This is a genomic window from Pseudomonas monteilii, from assembly GCA_001534745.1.
In the GTDB taxonomy this organism is placed as follows: domain Bacteria; phylum Pseudomonadota; class Gammaproteobacteria; order Pseudomonadales; family Pseudomonadaceae; genus Aquipseudomonas; species Aquipseudomonas alabamensis.
Genome location: CP013997.1, coordinates 4237977 through 4256827, shown reverse-complemented (window position 1 = coordinate 4256827; position 18851 = coordinate 4237977). Strand labels below are relative to the sequence as shown.

At 65.5% G+C, this 18851-nt stretch carries 17 protein-coding genes; 7 read left to right on the top strand and 10 right to left on the bottom strand.

Translation table 11 applies throughout. From position 1 onward, the window contains the following. Positions 1 to 43 precede the first annotated feature (43 nt). The 3 genes from APT63_18220 to APT63_18210 all read right to left on the bottom strand — a co-directional run bounded on the left by APT63_18220 (position 44) and on the right by APT63_18210 (position 2719). Positions 44 to 898 (bottom strand): integrase, encoded by an 855-nt coding sequence (locus tag APT63_18220; GenBank protein ID AMA47403.1) that lies wholly within the window; start codon positions 896 to 898, stop codon positions 44 to 46. Beyond that, entirely contained in the window at positions 895 to 1191 is a 297-nt protein-coding gene (locus APT63_18215) for a transposase (protein ID AMA47402.1), read from the bottom strand. The genes APT63_18220 and APT63_18215 overlap by 4 nt, the downstream gene beginning before the upstream one ends. Before the next feature lie 289 nt (positions 1192 to 1480). Further along, on the bottom strand, positions 1481 to 2719 hold the full coding sequence (locus APT63_18210; GenBank protein AMA47401.1) for a sodium:proton antiporter: 1239 nt from the start codon (positions 2717 to 2719) through the stop codon (positions 1481 to 1483). Positions 2720 to 2946: 227 nt separating this feature from the next. Between APT63_18210 and APT63_18205 the strand changes: the two genes are divergently transcribed. Then, positions 2947 to 3333 (top strand): hypothetical protein, encoded by a 387-nt coding sequence (locus APT63_18205; protein ID AMA47400.1) that lies wholly within the window; start codon positions 2947 to 2949, stop codon positions 3331 to 3333. Between the two features lie 10 nt (positions 3334 to 3343). Here the strand turns inward: APT63_18205 and APT63_18200 are convergent, their stop codons facing one another. The 6 genes from APT63_18200 to APT63_18175 all read right to left on the bottom strand — a co-directional run bounded on the left by APT63_18200 (position 3344) and on the right by APT63_18175 (position 9704). Beyond that, positions 3344 to 4501, bottom strand: a complete 1158-nt coding sequence (locus APT63_18200) for a transglycosylase (GenBank protein ID AMA47399.1) — start codon at positions 4499 to 4501, stop codon at positions 3344 to 3346. 190 nt (positions 4502 to 4691) lie between these two features. After that, a complete protein-coding gene (locus APT63_18195; GenBank protein AMA47398.1) occupies positions 4692 to 5087 on the bottom strand; it encodes a hypothetical protein in 396 nt (131 codons plus the stop codon). A gap of 139 nt (positions 5088 to 5226) precedes the next feature. Beyond that, the gene (locus APT63_18190; protein ID AMA47397.1) at positions 5227 to 5622 is read right to left on the bottom strand and encodes a hypothetical protein; all 396 of its coding nucleotides are present in this window, start codon (positions 5620 to 5622) and stop codon (positions 5227 to 5229) included. A 58-nt stretch (positions 5623 to 5680) separates the two neighbouring features. After that, on the bottom strand, positions 5681 to 7354 hold the full coding sequence (locus APT63_18185) for an aromatic ring-opening dioxygenase LigA (GenBank protein AMA47396.1): 1674 nt from the start codon (positions 7352 to 7354) through the stop codon (positions 5681 to 5683). Between the two features lie 144 nt (positions 7355 to 7498). Next, positions 7499 to 8689, bottom strand: a complete 1191-nt coding sequence (locus APT63_18180) for an S-adenosylmethionine synthetase (GenBank protein AMA47395.1) — start codon at positions 8687 to 8689, stop codon at positions 7499 to 7501. 19 nt (positions 8690 to 8708) lie between these two features. Next, complete coding sequence (locus APT63_18175; GenBank protein AMA47394.1) at positions 8709 to 9704, bottom strand: ArsR family transcriptional regulator; 996 nt, start codon at positions 9702 to 9704, stop codon at positions 8709 to 8711. A 229-nt stretch (positions 9705 to 9933) separates the two neighbouring features. On the opposite strand from APT63_18175, the gene APT63_18170 reads away from it, so the two are divergent. The 5 genes from APT63_18170 to APT63_18150 all read left to right on the top strand — a co-directional run bounded on the left by APT63_18170 (position 9934) and on the right by APT63_18150 (position 15788). Continuing rightward, on the top strand, positions 9934 to 11931 hold the full coding sequence (locus APT63_18170) for a transketolase (protein AMA47393.1): 1998 nt from the start codon (positions 9934 to 9936) through the stop codon (positions 11929 to 11931). Between the two features lie 149 nt (positions 11932 to 12080). Continuing rightward, positions 12081 to 13160: a glyceraldehyde-3-phosphate dehydrogenase gene (gene gapA / locus APT63_18165; protein AMA47392.1), complete on the top strand. Its 1080-nt coding sequence runs from the start codon at positions 12081 to 12083 to the stop codon at positions 13158 to 13160. Then, the gene (locus tag APT63_18160) at positions 13160 to 14323 is read left to right on the top strand and encodes a phosphoglycerate kinase (protein ID AMA47391.1); all 1164 of its coding nucleotides are present in this window, start codon (positions 13160 to 13162) and stop codon (positions 14321 to 14323) included. The genes gapA and APT63_18160 overlap by 1 nt, the downstream gene beginning before the upstream one ends. Before the next feature lie 32 nt (positions 14324 to 14355). After that, positions 14356 to 14577: a hypothetical protein gene (locus APT63_18155; protein AMA47390.1), complete on the top strand. Its 222-nt coding sequence runs from the start codon at positions 14356 to 14358 to the stop codon at positions 14575 to 14577. Positions 14578 to 14723: 146 nt separating this feature from the next. Then, positions 14724 to 15788, top strand: a complete 1065-nt coding sequence (locus tag APT63_18150; GenBank protein ID AMA47389.1) for a fructose-1,6-bisphosphate aldolase — start codon at positions 14724 to 14726, stop codon at positions 15786 to 15788. 178 nt (positions 15789 to 15966) lie between these two features. Here the strand turns inward: APT63_18150 and APT63_18145 are convergent, their stop codons facing one another. Continuing rightward, entirely contained in the window at positions 15967 to 16434 is a 468-nt protein-coding gene (locus APT63_18145) for a hypothetical protein (protein AMA47388.1), read from the bottom strand. Between the two features lie 274 nt (positions 16435 to 16708). On the opposite strand from APT63_18145, the gene APT63_18140 reads away from it, so the two are divergent. Then, positions 16709 to 18841, top strand: coding sequence for a diguanylate cyclase (locus APT63_18140; protein ID AMA47387.1), 2133 nt, complete (start codon positions 16709 to 16711; stop codon positions 18839 to 18841). The last annotated feature ends 10 nt before the right edge of the window (positions 18842 to 18851 follow it).

Below are 18851 nucleotides of genomic sequence, written 5' to 3'. Positions count from 1 at the left end.
ATTGCGGTGGTCAACTTTTTCCGGACACCTTGATCGGTGATTTTCAGGCGGCCTTCAGCTCGTATTGATTCGGAGCCAGGTAGCCTAGTGTCGAGTGCAACCGTGTCCTGTTGTAGAAGCGCATGATGTAGTCCGTGATGTCCTTGATCGCCTCGCCATGATTGGCGTAATCCTTGCGCCAGACGCGCTCCATCTTCAGGTTCAGGAAGAAGCGCTCCATCACGGCGTTGTCCCAACAGTTCCCCTTGCGACTCATGCTGCAGTGCATGCCGTGCCGCGCCAGCAGACTCTGATAGGCAACGCCGGCGTACTGGCTGCCGCGGTCAGAGTGGGCAATCAGGCCCGGTGGCGGCTGCCGTTGCGCAATCGCCAGTTGCAGGGCATTGCATACCAGGTCGGCACGCATGTGCGGCGCCATCGCCCAACCCACGATCTTGCGCGAGAACAAGTCCATGACCACGGCCAGGTACAGCCAGCCGCTGCGGGTACGGATGTACGTGATGTCAGCTACCCAAGACTGATTGACCCCTGCTGGCGTGAACTGGCGGTTGAGCAGGTTTGGGGCGACCGGGTAACTGTGCTTGCTGTTGGTAGTATGAACAAACTTGCGTTTCCAGACTGGGCGTAAGCCCTGTTGTTTCATGAGGCTGCGGACCTTGAAGCGACCGATGACCATGCCCTCATTGCGCAGTGCGCCGAGCAGGCGGCGGCTTCCGTAGCAGCGCTCCGTGGATTCGAAGGTGGCCTTGAGCCGGGCAGTGATCGGACAGGCCGGACGCGGTCTGGCTTGTTGCTGACGGGCTTCGTAGAACCTCGAGCGACTGATCCGCAGTACCCGGCAGACACGTGCCACCGGGTAGGCCTTGCGTTGCAATTGGTGAACCAGCTGGTGGATCACTTCAATTCGCGGGCAAAGAAGGCCGTAGCTTTTTTTAAGATGTCGTTGTCCATCTTCAACTCGCGAACCTGCTGCTCCAGCTGGCGAATCCGCTGCTGCTCACTGGTAAGCGGCTTGCCGATGCCCGGACCACCCAGCTGCTCGGCCTTGTACTGCTGAACCCAGCGGCGCACGGCCGTGTCGCTCAGGCTCAGATCCATGCACACCGAGTTCACACTCTGGCCCTGGTCGACGATCAGCCGGCAAACCTCCAGCTTGAACGCAGCATCGAATTGTCTGTATTTCTTGGTCATGAAAACTCCTCAGTAGGGGTATTTTCACCTATTGAGGTGTCCGGGGCCATTAGACCAGCTCACATGCCCGACCGCATGGGCTGATGTGCGGGCTTACCTGCGACGCAGGCGGCGCCTGGCAGGGCCCTATCGCTGGCAAGCCAGCTCCCACACAGACCTCTGCAGCATCAATATAGGCATCACTGCGCAAGCAGCTTGTGGGAGCGGGCTTGCCCGCGATGCAGGCGCAGACGGAACGAGCGGTGGATGCCTGGCGTCCCGTCGGGGCATGAACAGGCATCCGCTTCCTTCATTCAGGCTGGCGCGTCACTCCACGCACCACGCGACCGATCGACAACCCCTGCACCAGGATCGACGACAGCACCACGATGTAGGTGATGCTCAGCAGCAGGTCGCGTTCCTCGCCCATCGGCAACGACAGCGCCAGTGCCACCGACACCCCACCGCGCAGGCCGCCCCAGGTGAGCACGCGGATGGTGCCCTGGGGCACGCTGCGCCAGCGGCGCAGCAGCAGGATCGCCGGTGCCACGGTGAGCATGCGCGAAAGCAGGATGGCCACGGCCAGGACACTCGCCGCCGCCACGTGCAGCCAGTTGAACGGCAGCAGCAGCAGCTCCAGACCGATCAGCGCGAACAGCAGCGCATTGAGCATGTCGTCGATCAGTTCCCAGAAGCCATCCATGTAGCGCCGGGTCATGTCGTTCATCGCCAGGTTGCGGCCCAGGTTACCGATGATCAACCCCGCTACCACCATGGCGATCGGTGCCGACACGTGCAGTTCGTAGCACATCGCCGAACCGCCAATGACCAGCGCCAGGGTGAGCATGACCTCGACCTGGTACTGCTCCACGCTCTTGATCATGCGGTAGGTGACATAGCCCAGCACGCCACCGAAGGCGATCCCGCCGATCGCCTCGCGGACGAACAGCAGTGCGGTGTCGGCCATGCTCGGCGTCTCGCCCAGTTCGATGATGCCCAGCAGCACGGTGAACACCACCACCGCCGTGCCATCGTTGAACAGCGACTCGCCGACGATGGTGGTCTTCAACGGTTTGGAGGCATTGGCGGTCCGCAGGGCGCCGAGCACGGCGATCGGGTCGGTGGGCGAGATCAGCGCGCCGAACAGCAGGCAGTAGATCAGGCTGACGTGCCAGCCGAACAGGGCGAAGACCCAATGCGCCAGGTAACCGATCACCACCGTGGCGATCAGCACGCCGACCGTGGCCAGCAGGCCGATCGGCCAGCGATAGCTGCGCAGGTCCGTCAGGTTCACGTGCAGGGCGCCGGCGAACAGCAGGAAGGCCAGCATCCAGTGCATCAGCAGGTCATTGAAGTCGATCTGGTTCATCAGGCCTTCGACGCGTTCCTCGAGTCCTGGGTAGCCGATCAGGCTAAGCCCTTGCAGACACAGAGAGAACAGCAGCGCCGTGACCATCACGCCGATGGCAGGCGGCAGGCCGATGAACCGGTAATTGACGTAGGTGAGGAGGGTGGTCAGGCAGATAAACGCAGCGACAAGTTCGAGCATCCCGGTTCCTGTAACAGTGGATTCCAATTCGTTGCCCGAATGACTCAGGCAATCGTTGGATGACCTTTACCACGGTTCGGGGCACAGCTTATGACCAGAAATCCACAGAACGTTCAGCGCCGGTACGCCGCTAGAACCTTTTTCGTCGGCCAGCACTCCTAGCTGCAAGCAGGTCCCGAAGACTGGGCTGCCTCCGTTTTCCTACCCGTTTCAACGAGGACTCTGCCATGACCGTTGCCCTGTGGTGCGTGCTGGTCGCGATTTTCCTGCCGCTGGTCTGTACGCTGATCGCCAAGCTCAGCAGCGGCCGCTTCGGCATGAAGGACAACCACGACCCGCGTGGTTTCCTCGATTCGCTGGAAGGGTTGCCGCGCCGCGCCCATGCGGCGCAGCAGAACAGTCACGAAGCGCTGCCGCCCTTCATCGCTGCCGTGCTGGTGGCCGACCTGGTCGGCAATGCGGACCAGGTCACCCAGGATGTGCTGGGCGTGCTCTACATCACCAGCCGTCTGCTCTACATCATCTGCTACCTGGCCGACTGGGCCATGCTGCGTTCGCTGGTCTGGGCCGCCGGGCTGGCCATCGTCGTGGCCTTCTTCGTCGTGTCGGCCTGAGCCTCCGTCGTCAAGGCACCGTGGGCACGTCCGGCAGCGGCGCGCCTTTCGGCCACAGCAGCCAGATCTGGCCTTTCTGCTTCATGTCGCCGGCCAGTTGTCCGGCCAGGGGGCCGGTGCCCCAGAACAGGTCCGCGCGGACTTCGCCGGTGATGGCGCCGCCGGTGTCCTGTGCCGCCACCGGGCGAATCACCGGGCTGCCATCCGGACGTGTGGTCGACAGCCACAACAGGCTGCCCAGCGGAATCACCTTGCGGTCGATGGCCACACTGTAGCCCGCCGTCAGCGGAACGTTGAGCGAGCCACGCGGCCCTTCGTTGCTGTCCGGGCGCGTGCTGAAGAACACATAGCTGGGGTTGCTCGCCAACAGCTCCGGCACGCGCTCGGGATGGGCCTGGGCCCAGGCATGGATGGCGCCCATGGTGACGTCTTCCTTCTTCAGCTCACCCTGCTCGACCAGCCAGCGCCCGATCGGGCGATAAGGGTGACCGTTCTGGTCGGCGTAACCGACGCGCAGCAGTCGGCCATCGGCCAGTTGGATGCGCCCGGACCCCTGGATTTGCAGGAACTGCAAGTCCATCGGGTCGGTCAGCCAGGCCAGTACCGGGGCCTGTGCACCGTTGCGGTAGATCGTGTCGGCGGTGTCGTAGGGCTTGAGCACGTTGCCTTCGAGCCGGCCGCGCAGACGCTTGCCCTTGAGTTCGGGGTAAACGCTTGCCAAGTCCACGGTGACCATGTCCGGCGGTACGCCGTAGACCGGCACGTTGGCGGCCCCTGCCTGTTCCAGGCTGCCGTAGTAGATGGGTTCGTAGTAACCGGTGATCAGCCCGTCGGCGCTGTTCTGTGCCGAGCGCATGCCATAGACCTGGAGATGCTGCTGCAGGAAGGCGCGCACGTGAGAGGGGTCGTTCGGTACCGTGGCCGCCGCCTCGCAGACCGGCGCCCAGACCGGGTTGCGGGTGAGCTTTTCGCAACCGCTGCGCCAGGACTGGAAGCCCGCCAGCAGGTCGTCCTCGCTGACGGCCGGCAAGTCCTGCCAGTCGGCTGGAACGTAGGTGGCGATGGCGTGGGGTTCGGTCGAGGGCTTGGCGTTATCGTTGCCGTTGCAGCCAGCCAACAGGGCCAGCACGGGAAGCGCCCAGGCCAATGGACGCAAAACAGAAATCATGGAGGCTTCCTTGGGCGTGCATGGGCATGGCCTGCCGCCGTCGTTCGTCGAGGATAATCGTGAAACCAGCGGTTTGCGGTGACTGCCGCCGGCCCGACGATCCTAACGCACCCCTTGGCCAGCGCAAGCCTCGAGGCCATTCTTCTGCTGCATCACAGGTCATCCAGCCGTTACCTGCGCGCCAAACGGCCTATCGGTCCAGCTGACGCCTGGCGGCCTCCAGCTCGGCGCGTGCCTCGTCGAGCTTCTGCCGACGCTTTTCGATCTTCTTCGTATCACCCTTGGCCTGGGCGGCCGCCAGGTCGGCCTCGCGTTCCTCGACCTCGGCCTGTGCCTGGCGCACCTTGGCCTGGCGCGACTGCCGCAACCCGGCGTCCGTGCAATGGGCCTGGCTTTCCTTCAGGGCTTTTTCCAGGCCGGCCACCTTGAACGGCAGGCCCCGCTCCTTGGCGTACTGGATTTCCTTTTCGATGGCGTCTCGCTTGGCCTCGCAGCCTTTCAAGCCAGGGGCAGGCTCGGCCGCCTGCAGCGATGCTGCGCCCAGGCCCGTCAGAGCGGTCAGCAACAGGGAGCAAAAGCGGTTCATGGGTGCCTCCAGGCCGGACAAGTTTGACAAGATTTTTCATGATCCTGCCTGGATTCTGGACACGCTGCCAGGCTTGGAGGGCAAACCCGAGGCATAATCAGAAAAGCCCTACGAGCGATGGCCTGAAGAGGCGCCTGGTTCAGCGCTCGAGGTCCTGAAGCGCGTCCTGCAGTGCCTTGTTGGCCTCCGACAGCTTTTCCTTGCGCTTGTTGATCCGCTCCGGATCGCCTTTCTTCATGGCCTTGTCCAGGTCTTTCTTGCGTTGTGCCACCTCGTGGCGGGCATCGAGCACTTTCTGTTCGCGGTCCTTGCGCAAGGCGTTCTCGTTGCAGTACGCCTCGACCTGGTCGCGCGCCTGCTGCAGGCCGTCGAGCGCGGTGTGGTCATCGCTCGCGCGCACCTGGTCGATGCGCGCCTCGATGGCCTGGCGCTTGGCCGCGCACCCTGTCAGGTTCGCTTCAGGTTCGGCGGCCAGCGCGCTCGTGGCGAACAGCCCCAGCAGGGCGGACAGGGTGAGGCGTGAGAGCAATGTCATGGCGGGCTCCAGTCGAACGGGACGGCAAAGAGACGAATGCTGCCCTGATCCGGCAAAATTAGAAACCCTCGATCGCCTGCGCCTTGAGCTGCGCCGCCAGCCCCGCGACCTGCTCATCGTTGAAAAAGGCGTGCAACTGGCGGGCGCGTGCTTCGCTCACGCCCGGGTTGGCGCGCCACTGCGCCGGGGTCTGCGCCGCCAGGCGTTGCCAGTCGGAAGCCAGGGGCAGTGCCGTGGGCGCCGGTACGCCCAGCGCCCGGAGCCAGCGTTCGAAGGGTTGCGCCTTGGCCTTGGCCAGCGCTGCCAGCACGCGGTCGGCGCGTGTGGCGCTGATTCCCGGTACGCTCAGCAGCGTGTCGCGATCCAGCGACAGCCAGTCGGCCAGGGACGTGACCTGCCCATGCTCGATCAAGGTCGACCAGGTGCCACGGCCCATGCCTGGCAGGTCCAGCCCTTGCCTGCCGGTCATCCAGACCAGGCGCGCCAGGAACTGCTCGCGACAGGGCGGGCTGGCCTGCCAACAGCTCAAGGGGTGGTGCTGCGCCGGGTCCGGCACGCTCAAGGGAATGCGCTCGGTACTGCGATGCACCACGTCGTCCAGGCGTGGAATGGTCAGCCCGGCCAGGCCGATGGCGACCTGATCGCCCGGACGAATGTCCAGGCGCTGCCAGCGGGCCAGGGAGCCGACGCTGACCTGGGTCACGCGGCGATCGTCCAGGGTGACCGGGGCGACCTGCAGGACCGGTGTGATCCGCCCAGTGCGACCGATCCTGAAGTCGACGGCACGCACCTCGGCCAGTGCCTGGGCGATGGGGTGCTTCCAGGCGGCGACCCAGTGGGACGTTCCGGGCTGCCAGCGCGCGGCGGGTGGGCGGACGCCCTGGCGCAGAATGACGCCATCGGTGGCGAACGGCAGCGGCGAGCGGTACCACCGGTCGCGCCAGTGCGCCGCCTGGGCCAGGTCGCTGACCGGCAGGCTGTACCGCGCACTGTCGATGAAGCCCAGCGCGGCCAGGCGGGCTTGGCGCTCGGCCTGCGTCTCTGGGCCCTCGGGCCACTCCCAGACGAACAGGCGGAGGTGGCTGCCCTCGGCATCGGTCATCTGCCGACGCGCCATCAGCCCGGCGACACGACCACGGGCGTTCAGGCTGCCGGCGTGCGCCTGGACATGGTCAGGCAGGTACGTGTACAGCTCGCTCTGCAACACCAGGTCGAGCGGTTCGGGCAGGTGCTGGGGCAACGCCGACAGATGGGGCAGGTGCCGGCTCCAGTCGTGCCCCTGGCGGCCGTCGCCGCGGCTGATCAGGCGGGTCAGCCTGCCGTGGCGGTAGACCAGCGTGACCGCCACGCCATCGACCTTGGGCTGGATCCAGACCTCCTGCTTGCCCTGAAGCCACTGGCGTACTGCCGCCTCGTCAGCCAGCTTGTCGACGCCCGTGTGCGGCACCGGGTGAGCCATCGGGCCGCGTGCGCTGGCCAGTGGCGCGTCACGGACGTCGATGTCGAAACAGCGTGCCAGCTGCGCCAGGCGCTGGCGGCTCTGGTCGTAGAGCGTGTCGGCCACCGGCGTCTGGCCCAGCCGATGGTACTGGTCGTCCCACTGCGCGAGGGTGTCGCGCAGCCGTTGGATCTCGGCCTGCGCCCGTGGCCTCGGCCAGTCCGGACAGGCCGTGGCCCAGGCGGGGAAGAGCGCAAGCGCTGTACAGAACATCAGCAGTCGGGTGTATCCCATGACACGGCATCCTTGCCCTGTGATCGACGCCGTCCAGGCTAGACGCCCGCCTGGCGGCATGCCGCGCAAAGTTGTCAGTCGATATGACACGAAAAAGCCCCCGGCTGATCGCTCGGCAGGGGGCTTGGGGGCCGGCGATCCGGCTTACAGGCCGGCGGCCGCGCGCAGCTGTTCGGCGCGGTCGGTGCGTTCCCAGGTGAAGGTGGTGAAGGTGTCGTCGCCCACGGTCTTTTCCTGCGGCACGCGGCCGAAGTGACCATAGGCCGCGGTTTCCTGGTACATCGGGTGCAGCAGGTCGAGCATGGTGGTGATCGCATACGGACGCAGGTCGAAGCACTCACGGACCAGTTGGACGATCTTCTCGTCGGAGACCTTGCCGGTGCCGAAGGTGTTCAGCGAGATGGAGGTCGGCTGGGCCACGCCGATGGCGTAGGACACCTGGATCTCGCAGCGCTCGGCCAGGCCGGCGGCGACGATGTTCTTGGCCACGTAGCGACCGGCATAGGCCGCCGAACGGTCGACCTTGGACGGGTCCTTGCCGGAGAACGCGCCCCCGCCGTGACGCGCCATGCCGCCGTAGCTGTCGACGATGATCTTGCGGCCGGTCAGGCCGCAGTCGCCCACCGGGCCACCGATGATGAACTGGCCGGTCGGGTTGATGTGGAAGCGCGTGTCCTTGTGCAGCAGCTCGGCCGGCAGGGTGTGCTTGACGATCAGCTCCATGACCGCTTCCTGCAGGTCCTTCTGGGACACTTCCGGGTTGTGCTGGGTGGACAGCACGACCGCATCGATGCCGACCACCTTGCCGCCGTCGTAGCGGCAGGTGACCTGCGACTTGGCATCCGGGCGCAGCCATGGCAGCAGGCCGGACTTGCGGGCCTCGGCCTGGCGCTCGACCAGGCGGTGCGAGAAGCAGATCGGCGCCGGCATCAGCACATCGGTCTCGTTGCTGGCGTAGCCGAACATCAGGCCTTGGTCGCCCGCGCCCTGGTCTTCCGGCTTGGAGCGGTCCACGCCCTGGGCGATGTCCACCGACTGCTTGCCGATGATGTTCATCACCGCGCAGGTGGCACCGTCGAAGCCGACGTCGGAGCTGTCGTAGCCGATGTCGACGATCACCTTGCGCACGATGTCCTCGAGGTCGACCCAGGCCGAGGTGGTGACTTCGCCGGCGATGATGGCGACGCCGGTCTTGACCAGGGTTTCGCAGGCCACGCGGGCGAACTTGTCCTGGGTGATGATGGCATCGAGCACCGCATCGGAAATCTGGTCGGCGATCTTGTCCGGATGGCCTTCAGACACGGACTCGGATGTAAAAAGGGAGTATTCGCTCATCTCGACGGGTTCCTAAAATTTACCGATGGTGAGTGTCGCCAGCAGGCCGCTGGAAATGCCGGACCTGGATCTGGAAACCGTTACGCAGTCCGACATAGAGGCTGTCGCCAGGCGTCAGCCCTGCTGCCGTGGCCCAACAGGCCAGTTCGTTCTGTTCAAAGCCCAGCCACAGATCGCCACAGGCTTCGCGCGCCCAGGCCTGATCGTGGCTGCACAACTCGGTGACCAGCAGGCTACCGCCTGCCTTGACGCACCCGGCCAGCGCCGCCAGGGCGCGCGCCGGGTCGTCGAAATGGTGCAGCACCATGTTCAGCACGACGCAGTCGGCCGTCACCTCGGTGACGGTAAGCGCGTCGCCCAGGCGCAGCTCGACATTGTCCAGCCGCTCGCGCAGGCACACCTGATGCGCCAGGTCGAGCATGGTCGGGCTGTTGTCCAGCGCCGTGACGTGCGCGAAGCGGCGTGCCAGGTCCGGCAGGAAGCCGCCGTCGCCGGGGCCGATCTCCAGCGCGCTGGCCGTGCCGTCGAACGCCAGCTTGTCGAGCAGCGCCAGCAGGCTCTCACGATACTGCGGCAGTCCGGCGATCAGGTCCTGCTGGGCGCGAAAGCGTTCTTCGACACGCAGGAAGAAATCCTGGCTGGTCAGCGCACGACGTTGCTGCACCTGGGCGATGCGCGCCTGCACTTCGTGGGCCAGGGCAAGGCCGTCCACTTCGTCGAGCAGGGCCGCATGCAGGCGGCCACCGGCGCGCGAAGGGTCGGGCAGGGCGCGACGGTAGAAGATGGCGTTGCCCTCGCGCCGTGTCGCCACCAGGTCGGCCTGGGCCAGGACCTTGAGGTGGTGGCTCATGCCGGACTGCCCCATGTCGAAGATCTGCGCCAGCTCCAGCACCCCGAAGGAGTCGCTGGCCAGGGCACGCAGCACGTTCAGCCGCAGGGGATCGCCACCGGCCTTGCACAGGGCGGTGAGTTCATCGCGATGCCGCACAGGCGGGGCTAAGGTCGAAAGGCTCATGGGGTCGCAGTCTAGACAGAGGTGCGCGCGGCTGCAACGCCAATATCAAAAAGTTTTGATATTGGAGGGCGGGGCGTGTTTCGCCGTGGCCCCTGAAAGCGTGCGCACGGGCATCGAACCGGATAATTGCGGTGGTGCGACCATCCGTCATTGCCCCCGAGGGTCAACGTGGGCGAAAATGGGCGTCATTTTGTTTCATCACCTTTTACAAAGCCCCAGGAGATCAGCGATGCCTAGCCGTCGTGAGCGTGCTAACGCAATTCGTGCACTCAGCATGGATGCCGTGCAAAAAGCCAACAGCGGCCACCCCGGTGCCCCGATGGGCATGGCCGATATCGCCGAAGTTCTGTGGCGCGACTATCTGAAGCACAACCCGAGCAACCCTAAGTTCGCCGACCGCGATCGCTTCGTGCTGTCGAACGGGCACGGCTCGATGCTCATCTACTCGCTGCTGCACCTGACCGGCTACGACCTGTCGATCGACGACCTCAAAGGCTTCCGCCAGCTGCACAGCCGTACCCCGGGCCACCCCGAGTACGGCTACACCGCCGGTGTCGAAACCACCACCGGCCCGCTGGGCCAGGGCCTGGCCAACGCCGTGGGCTTCGCCATCGCCGAAAAGATCATGGCCGACCAGTTCAACCGTGAAGGCCATGCCATCGTCGACCACAACACCTACGTGTTCATGGGCGACGGCTGCCTGATGGAGGGCATCTCCCACGAGGTGGCTTCCCTGGCCGGTACCCTGGGCCTGGGCAAGCTGATCGCCTTCTACGACGACAACGGCATCTCCATCGACGGCGAAGTCCATGGCTGGTTCACCGACGACACCCCGGCGCGCTTCGAGGCCTACAACTGGCAGGTGATCCGCAATGTCGACGGCCATGACGCCGACGAGATCAAGACCGCCATCGACACGGCGCGCAAGAGCGACCGTCCGACCCTGATCTGCTGCAAGACCACCATCGGCTTCGGCTCGCCGAACAAGCAGGGCAAGGAAGACTGCCACGGTGCACCGCTGGGCACCGACGAAATCACCCTGACCCGTCAGGCCTTGAACTGGAACCATGGTCCGTTCGAGATCCCGGCCGACATCTACGCCGAATGGGACGCCAAGCAGGTCGGTGCGCAGGTCGAAGCCGACTGGAACCAGCGTTTCGACGCCTACGCCAAGGCCCACCCGGAGCTGGCAGCCGAGTTCAAGCGTCGCGTGAGCGGCGAACTGCCGGCCGACTTCGCCGAGAAGGCCCAGGCCTACATCGCCGAGGTCGCTGCCAAGGGCGAAACCATCGCCAGCCGCAAGGCCAGCCAGAACACCCTGAACGCCTTCGGCCCTCTGCTGCCGGAACTGCTGGGCGGCTCGGCCGACCTGGCCGGCTCCAACCTGACCCTGTGGAAAGGCTGCAAGGGCGTGGACGCCAAGGACGCCAGCGGCAACTACCTGTTCTACGGCGTGCGCGAGTTCGGCATGACCGCGATCATGAACGGTCTGGCCCTGCACGGCGGTCTGGTGCCTTACGGCGCGACCTTCCTGATGTTCATGGAATACGCCCGCAACGCGGTCCGCATGTCGGCCCTGATGAAGCAGCGCGTCGTCCATGTCTACACCCACGACTCCATCGGTCTGGGCGAAGACGGCCCGACCCACCAGCCGGTCGAGCAGCTGACCAGCCTGCGCAGCACGCCGAACCTGGACACCTGGCGTCCGGCCGACGCCGTCGAGTCGGCGGTCTGCTGGGCCCAGGCGCTGCAGCGCAACGATGGCCCGTCGGCACTGATCTTCTCCCGTCAGAACCTGCAGCACCAGCAGCGTGACGCCGGCCAGATCGCCGACATTGCCCGCGGTGGCTACGTGCTCAAGGACTGCGCGGGCGAGCCCGAGCTGATCCTGATCGCCACCGGCTCCGAAGTCGGTCTGGCCGTGCAGGCCTTCGACACGCTGACCGAGCAGGGCCGCAAGGTCCGTGTGGTGTCCATGCCGTGCACCAGCGTCTTCGACGCCCAGGACGCCGCCTACAAGCAGTCGGTCCTGCCGCTGGAAGTGGGCGCGCGCATCGCCATCGAGGCAGCGCACGCCGACTTCTGGTACAAGTACGTCGGTCTGGAAGGTCGCGTCATCGGCATGACCAGCTACGGCGAGTCGGCGCCGGCTGCCGCGCTGTTCGAAGAGTTCGGCTTCACCCTGGAAAACATCCTGGGCACCGCCGAGGAACTGCTGGAAGACTGATGTGCCGATCGGAGGGCCGATCCGGCCCTTCCTGATCCTGTGAACGGCCCCCGCGCGCGTTCGTCAGGCACCTTCTGGGTGCACGGGCGGGCGCGGGCCGGGGCCGATCTGCGACCGCCGTATCAACGTCATCGCCACGTGAGTCACTCATGCACCCATCGCGCCCCTACAAGGTTGCACTCAATGGTTACGGCCGTATCGGCCGCTGCGTCCTGCGCGCCCTGGTCGAGCGAGGCGCCGACACGGGCGTCGAGATCGTCGCGCTGAACGACCTGGCCGACCAGGCCAGCCTGGAGTACCTGACCCGGTTCGACTCGACCCATGGCCGCTTCCCGGGCGAGGTCCGAGTCGACGGCGACTGCCTGCACATCAACGGCGACTGCGTGAAGGTCATGCGCAGCGCTACCCCGGAAGGGGTCGATTGGCGTGCCCTGGGCGTCGACCTGGTGCTGGAGTGCTCCGGCGCGTACCACACCCGGGCCGATGGCCAGCGGTTCCTCGATGCCGGCGCGCCACGGGTGCTGTTCTCGCAGCCGATGTCCGGCGAGGCGGACGTGGATGCCACGGTGGTCTACGGCATCAACCAGCACGACCTGACCGGCCGCGAGCGGCTGGTCTCCAATGCGTCCTGCACCACCAACTGCGGCGTGCCGCTGCTGCGGGTGCTGGACCGCGCCTTCGGGATCGACTACGTGTCGATCACCACGATTCACTCGGCGATGAACGATCAACCGGTCATCGACGCCTATCACCACGACGACCTGCGTCGTACCCGTTCGGCCTTCCAGTCGGTGATTCCGGTGTCCACCGGCCTGGCGCGAGGTATCGAGCGCCTGCTTCCGGAACTCGCCGGACGAATTCAGGCCAAAGCCGTACGCGTGCCCACCGTCAACGTCTCGTGCCTGGACATCACCTTGCAGACGGCCCGTGACACCTCGGCCGCCGAGGTCAATCAGGTCCTGCGCGAGGCCGCTCTGCACGGGCCGCTGCGCGGGCTGCTGGCCTATACCGAGTTGCCGCACGCCAGTTGCGATTTCAACCATGACCCGCATTCGGCGATCGTGGATGCCAGCCAGACCCGTGTCTCGGGTCCACGCCTGGTCAATCTGCTGGCCTGGTTCGACAACGAATGGGGCTTCGCCAACCGCATGCTCGACGTTGCAGGGCATTTCCTGCAGGTCGTTCACCACACCGCTCCACTCGCAAACAGCTCTGAAGGATTGCATTGATGACCGTTTTGAAGATGACCGATCTCGATCTGCACGGTAAGCGCGTACTGATCCGCGAAGACCTCAACGTGCCGGTGAAGAATGGTGTGGTGGCGAGCGATGCGCGCATCCAGGCCGCCTTGCCGACGATCCGCCTGGCCCTGGAAAAAGGCGCGGCGGTCATGGTCTGCTCGCACCTGGGGCGTCCGACCGAAGGCGAGTTCTCGGAGGAGAACAGCCTCAAGCCCGTGGCCGAGTACCTGTCCAAGGCGCTGGGCCGCGAGGTGCCGCTGATCGCCGACTACCTGGACGGCGTCGAGGTCAAGGCCGGCGACGTGGTGCTGTTCGAGAACGTCCGCTTCAACAAGGGCGAGAAGAAGAGCACCGACGAGCTGGCCCAGCAGTACGCTGCGCTGTGTGACGTCTTCGTCATGGATGCCTTCGGCACCGCGCACCGCGCCGAGGGCTCGACCCACGGTGTCGCCAAGTTCGCCAAAGTGGCGGCGGCGGGCCCTCTGCTGGCCGCCGAACTCGACGCCCTGGGCAAGGCCCTCAAGGCACCGGCCAAGCCGATGGCGGCCATCGTCGCCGGTTCCAAGGTGTCCACCAAGCTGGACGTGCTGAACAGCCTGAGCGCTGTCTGCGACCAGCTGATCGTGGGCGGCGGCATCGCCAACACCTTCCTGGCGGCCGCCGGTCACCCGGTGGGCAAGTCGCTGTACGAGCCTGACCTGGTCGACACGGCCAAGGCCATCGCGGCCAAGGTCAGCGTCCCGCTGCCGGTCGACGTGGTGGTCGCCAAGGCCTTCGCCGAAGACGCCGAGGCCACCGTCAAGGCCATCGCCGACGTGGCGGCCGACGACATGATCCTGGACATCGGTCCGCAGACCGCAGCCCACTTCGCCGAGCTGCTGAAATCGTCGAAGACCGTCCTGTGGAACGGTCCGGTCGGCGTGTTCGAATTCGACCAGTTCGGCAAGGGCACCGAAGTGCTGGCCAAGGCCATTGCCCAGAGCGATGCCTTCTCCATCGCCGGTGGGGGCGACACCCTGGCGGCCATCGACAAATACGGCGTGGCCTCGCAGATCTCCTATATTTCCACCGGTGGCGGTGCCTTCCTCGAGTTCGTCGAGGGCAAGGTGCTGCCGGCCGTGGCGATCCTGGAACAGCGGGCCAAGGCCTGAAACGGCCAGGGGCTGAGCGGAGGAACGGCTCGATGATCAAGCGATTGCCCATCCTGGCGATGGCTGCGATGCTGGGCGCCTGCTCGGGCTCGCCCGCCCCGCAGGACGGTGAGGCGCCCGCTGTGCCGAACGGGGGGTGCTACCAGTCCGAATGGCAGGCCGAGACCGTGCCGGTGATCAACAAGCGGCTCGGCCCGACGGCCCTGGAAAAGTACGACGAAGACCACCAGCGCCTTGCGCCGGGCTGTCCGTGACCTGCGTCCGGACGGCTCGTTGAGCAGGCGCCGCACGGCACCGTGACGGGCCGGGCCGCCCTGGCGGCCCTTTATTACTTGAACTGCGGCCGCCGGCAGCGGCAGGTCGCACGCATACACGACGCTTGTCGGGAGAGAGATACACCATGGCACTCATTAGCATGCGCCAGATGTTGGACCACGCCGCAGAGTTCGGTTACGGCGTGCCAGCATTCAACGTCAACAACCTCGAGCAGATGCGCGCCATCATGGAAGCCGCCGACAAGACCGATTCTCCGGTCATCGTCCAGGCCTCCGCCGGTGCACGCAAATACGCCGGTGCGCCGTTCCTGCGTCACCTGATCCTGGCGGCGATCGAAGAATTCCCGCACATCCCGGTGTGCATGCACCAGGACCACGGCACCAGCCCTGACGTCTGCCAGCGCTCGATCCAGCTGGGCTTCAGCTCGGTGATGATGGACGGCTCGCTCAAGGAAGACGGCAAGACCCCGTCCGACTACGACTACAACGTGCGCGTCACCCAGCAGACCGTCGCATTCGCCCACGCCTGCGGCGTGTCGGTCGAAGGTGAGCTGGGCTGCCTGGGCAGCCTGGAAACCGGCCAGGCCGGTGAGGAAGACGGCGTGGGCGCCGAGGGTACCCTCGACCACAGCCAGATGCTGACCGACCCGGAAGAAGCCGCCGACTTCGTCAAGAAGACCCAGGTCGATGCCCTGGCGATCGCCATCGGCACCAGCCACGGCGCCTACAAGTTCACCAAGCCACCGACCGGTGACATCCTGGCGATCGACCGCATCAAGGAAATCCACAAGCGCATCCCCAACACGCACCTGGTCATGCACGGTTCGTCTTCGGTGCCGCAGGAATGGCTGGCGATCATCAACCAGTACGGCGGTGACATCAAGGAAACCTACGGCGTGCCGGTCGAAGAGATCGTCGAAGGCATCAAGTACGGCGTGCGCAAGGTGAACATCGACACCGACCTGCGCCTGGCGTCCACCGGTGCCATCCGCCGTTACATGGCCGAGCACCCGAGCGAGTTCGACCCACGCAAGTTCTTCGCCGAAACGGTCAAGGCCATGCGTGACGTGTGCATCGCCCGTTACGAAGCGTTCGGCACCGCCGGCCATGCCTCGAAGATCAAGCCGATCTCCCTGGAAGGCATGTTCCAGCGTTACGCCAAGGGCGAGCTGGCGGCCAAGATCAACTGATCGAACGCCACGTCTGGGTGCGCCAAGGCCTGAGCGTTCAGGCCCTGGCTCGCCTCGTCAGCACCAATGCCCGTCTCGCAAGAGACGGGCATTTTCATTGGCGTGGTGCTCGCCCTCCGCCGCGCGTCAGTGGCCATGCTTCAAGCACCCATGGGCGCAGACAGCCGATCGGCCCTGTTCAGAGGCCGAGTTCGTCGAGCCCTGGGTGATCGTCCGGACGCCGGCCCAACGGCCAGCGGAACTGGCGCTCGGCTTCACTGATCGGGTGCTCGTTGATGCTGGCGTGACGGGTGTGCATCAGGCCGTGCTCATCGAAGGCCCAGTTCTCGTTGCCGTACGCCCGGAACCACTGACCGCTGTCGTCATGGTATTCGTAGGCATAGCGCACCGCGATGCGATCGTCGGTAAAGGCCCAGAGCGCCTTGATCAGCCGGTATTCGAGCTCTCGGTTCCATTTACGGGTCAGGAACGCCTGCGCTTCGGCGCGGCTGGTGATGAACTCCACACGGTTGCGCCAGCGCGTGTCGAGGGTGTACGCCAAGGCCACCTTGGCCGGGTCCCGACTGTTCCAGCCGTCTTCGGCCAGACGAACTTTCTCGAGGGCCGTTTGCCGGGTGAAGGGGGGCAGAGGAGGGCGTGAGGTCATGGTCGGTACCTGATGGGAAGGTGAAGCAGCAGTTTCGAGCAGTAAGCTGCAAGCTACAAGCTACAAGCGGACGGTAGTGCGGCTCGCTATGTGTTGAGAGGACGTTGATGCGTCGCTGACGCTATGGCTTGCAGCGTATCGACTGAGCCCGGCAACCGACTGTCGGGTGCCCCCGAACATTTTGTCGAAACAACCGGACATTTCGGCCAAGTGCGAGCTAGAGTCAATCATCGGATCCAATGATTTGGCAGTGGCTGCGGAGTTTCGAGACAGCATGGATGGCGCTCACCTTCACCCGTCGGACCGGGGCTCCGTCCTTCTGGTGGTCGACGATTACCCCGAGAACCTCGTGAGCATGCGCGCGTTGCTGGGTCGTCACGACTGGCAGGTGCTGACGGCCAGTTCCGGCGTGGAGGCCCTGGATGCCTTGCTCGAGCACGAGGTCGACCTGGTGCTGCTCGATGTGCAGATGCCGGAGATGGACGGCTTCGAGGTCGCACGCCTGATGCGCGGCAGCCAACGCACGCGCCTGACGCCGATCATCTTCCTCACCGCCACCGAGCACTCGCAAACCGCGATAGCGCGTGGCTATGCCAACGGCGCGGTCGACTACCTGTTCAAGCCTTTCGACCCGGACGTACTCAAGCCCAAGATCCAGGCGCTGCTCGAGCAACAGTGCAACCAGCGCATGCTGCAGCGGCTGAGCCGCGATCTGGAATCGGCCCGGGCGTTCAGCGCCTCGATCCTGGAGCATGCCGCCGAGGGCATTCTGGTCATCCAGGCCAGCGGGGTAGTGAGTTTCGCCAACCCGGAAATCTGCAGGCTGCTCGATACACCGGTCGATCGTTTGCAGGGCATGCACCTGCTGGACCTGCTGCAACTGCCGGGCGCCTTGGCATGGGAAGACTCCGAGCTGTTCAAGGCCTACCAGCGACGCGACGTCCTGCGCCTGCACGACGCGCAACTGCGCACGGCCAGCGGCCAGCCCGTGCCGGTGGCGCTGTCCTGCGCCCCGTTGCCCGAGGAGCAGCAGGCCATGGTCGTGACCGTGCTGGACATGTCGGTGGTGCGCAATCTGCACGTGCAGCTGGAAAACCAGGCCATCACCGACCCGCTGACCGGGCTGCTCAACCGACGGGGGTTCCACCAGGCCGCCGAGAGCGCGCTGATCCGCCATGAGCGTTCCGAACGCGCCCAGGCGCTGATGTACATGGACCTGGACGGGTTCAAGCGGGTCAACGACTCGCTCGGCCATGAAGCCGGTGACCGTGTGCTGTGCTGGGTCGCCGAACAGCTGAAGGACTGCCTGGGCAGCCAGGCCCTGCTGGCGCGCATGGGCGGCGACGAGTTCACCGCCCTGTTCGACGAATTGCCCTATCTGGAGCAGGCCGGTCGGTTGGCCGAGAACGTGCTCGAACGCTTGTCGGCCTGCCAGCAGATCGACGGGGTGGACGTCTGTCTGGGTGTGAGCATCGGCATCGCCACCTACCCGGAATGCGGCGACAGCGTGCACAGCCTGATCCGCGCAGCCGATACCGCGATGTATGCGGCCAAGCAGGCCGGGCGGCAGCAGTACCGCTTCTACGACGAAGAACTCAATGGTCGCGCCCGTTCACGGCTGATGCTTGAAGACAGCGTGCGCACCGCCATCGAGCAGCGCGACTTCAGCCTGGTCTACCAGCCCCAGGTGGCCTTCGCCGACGGGCGACTGCGCGGCTTCGAAGCCTTGCTGCGCTGGCGCCACCCCAGCGTCGGCGACGTCCCGCCGGGGCTGTTCATTCCCTTGCTCGAGGAGGCGCGGCTGATCAACCGATTGGCCAGCTGGATCTACCGGCAAGGTGTGGCGCAGCGAACGGCCTGGAGCACGCGCTTTCCGCGTGACCTGATCCTGGCCATCAGCCTGGGCCGCGCGCAGTTCGCCATGCCGGGGCTGGCCGACGAGCTGCAGCGCGTCATCGACGACCAGGGGCTCGATCCCCAGCAGTTGGAGCTGGAAGTGGCCGAGACCTCGCTGATGTGCAACATCGATGCCGCCATCAAACAGCTGCAGCGGTTGCGCAGCCTGGGGGTGCGCATCGCCCTGGACGACTTCGGCGCAGGCGACTGCTCGTTGCGCATGCTGCGTGACCTGCCCATCGACACCCTCAAGCTCGACCGGCACCTGGTGGCCCGGCTGCCCGACTCGGTGGCCGACGCAGCGCTGGTGAGCAGCGTCATCGCCCTGTGCCTGGAGTACGGCATCACCGTGATCGCCGAAGGGGTCGAGACGCAGGCCCAGGCGCAGTGGCTCAAGGCCCATGGGTGCCAGTACGTGCAAGGCTTCCTGGTGGCGCGCCCCCTGACCGCGGACGACGCACACGATTTCCCGGAGCGGTTTTCCTGGCCGGGCCTGTGCTTGGTAGACTGACGCCTCTTTC

Coding starts and splice junctions, on each gene's coding strand:
- gapA (AMA47392.1), top strand. CDS start 12,081: ATGCACCCATCGCGCCCCTACAAGGTTGCACTCAATGGTTACGGCCGT.
- APT63_18140 (AMA47387.1), top strand. CDS start 16,709: ATGGATGGCGCTCACCTTCACCCGTCGGACCGGGGCTCCGTCCTTCTG.
- APT63_18180 (AMA47395.1), bottom strand. CDS start 8,689: ATGAGCGAATACTCCCTTTTTACATCCGAGTCCGTGTCTGAAGGCCAT.
- APT63_18205 (AMA47400.1), top strand. CDS start 2,947: ATGACCGTTGCCCTGTGGTGCGTGCTGGTCGCGATTTTCCTGCCGCTG.
- APT63_18150 (AMA47389.1), top strand. CDS start 14,724: ATGGCACTCATTAGCATGCGCCAGATGTTGGACCACGCCGCAGAGTTC.
- APT63_18215 (AMA47402.1), bottom strand. CDS start 1,191: ATGACCAAGAAATACAGACAATTCGATGCTGCGTTCAAGCTGGAGGTT.
- APT63_18195 (AMA47398.1), bottom strand. CDS start 5,087: ATGAACCGCTTTTGCTCCCTGTTGCTGACCGCTCTGACGGGCCTGGGC.
- APT63_18170 (AMA47393.1), top strand. CDS start 9,934: ATGCCTAGCCGTCGTGAGCGTGCTAACGCAATTCGTGCACTCAGCATG.
- APT63_18190 (AMA47397.1), bottom strand. CDS start 5,622: ATGACATTGCTCTCACGCCTCACCCTGTCCGCCCTGCTGGGGCTGTTC.
- APT63_18175 (AMA47394.1), bottom strand. CDS start 9,704: ATGAGCCTTTCGACCTTAGCCCCGCCTGTGCGGCATCGCGATGAACTC.
- APT63_18210 (AMA47401.1), bottom strand. CDS start 2,719: ATGCTCGAACTTGTCGCTGCGTTTATCTGCCTGACCACCCTCCTCACC.
- APT63_18155 (AMA47390.1), top strand. CDS start 14,356: ATGATCAAGCGATTGCCCATCCTGGCGATGGCTGCGATGCTGGGCGCC.
- APT63_18145 (AMA47388.1), bottom strand. CDS start 16,434: ATGACCTCACGCCCTCCTCTGCCCCCCTTCACCCGGCAAACGGCCCTC.
- APT63_18160 (AMA47391.1), top strand. CDS start 13,160: ATGACCGTTTTGAAGATGACCGATCTCGATCTGCACGGTAAGCGCGTA.
- APT63_18200 (AMA47399.1), bottom strand. CDS start 4,501: ATGATTTCTGTTTTGCGTCCATTGGCCTGGGCGCTTCCCGTGCTGGCC.
- APT63_18185 (AMA47396.1), bottom strand. CDS start 7,354: ATGGGATACACCCGACTGCTGATGTTCTGTACAGCGCTTGCGCTCTTC.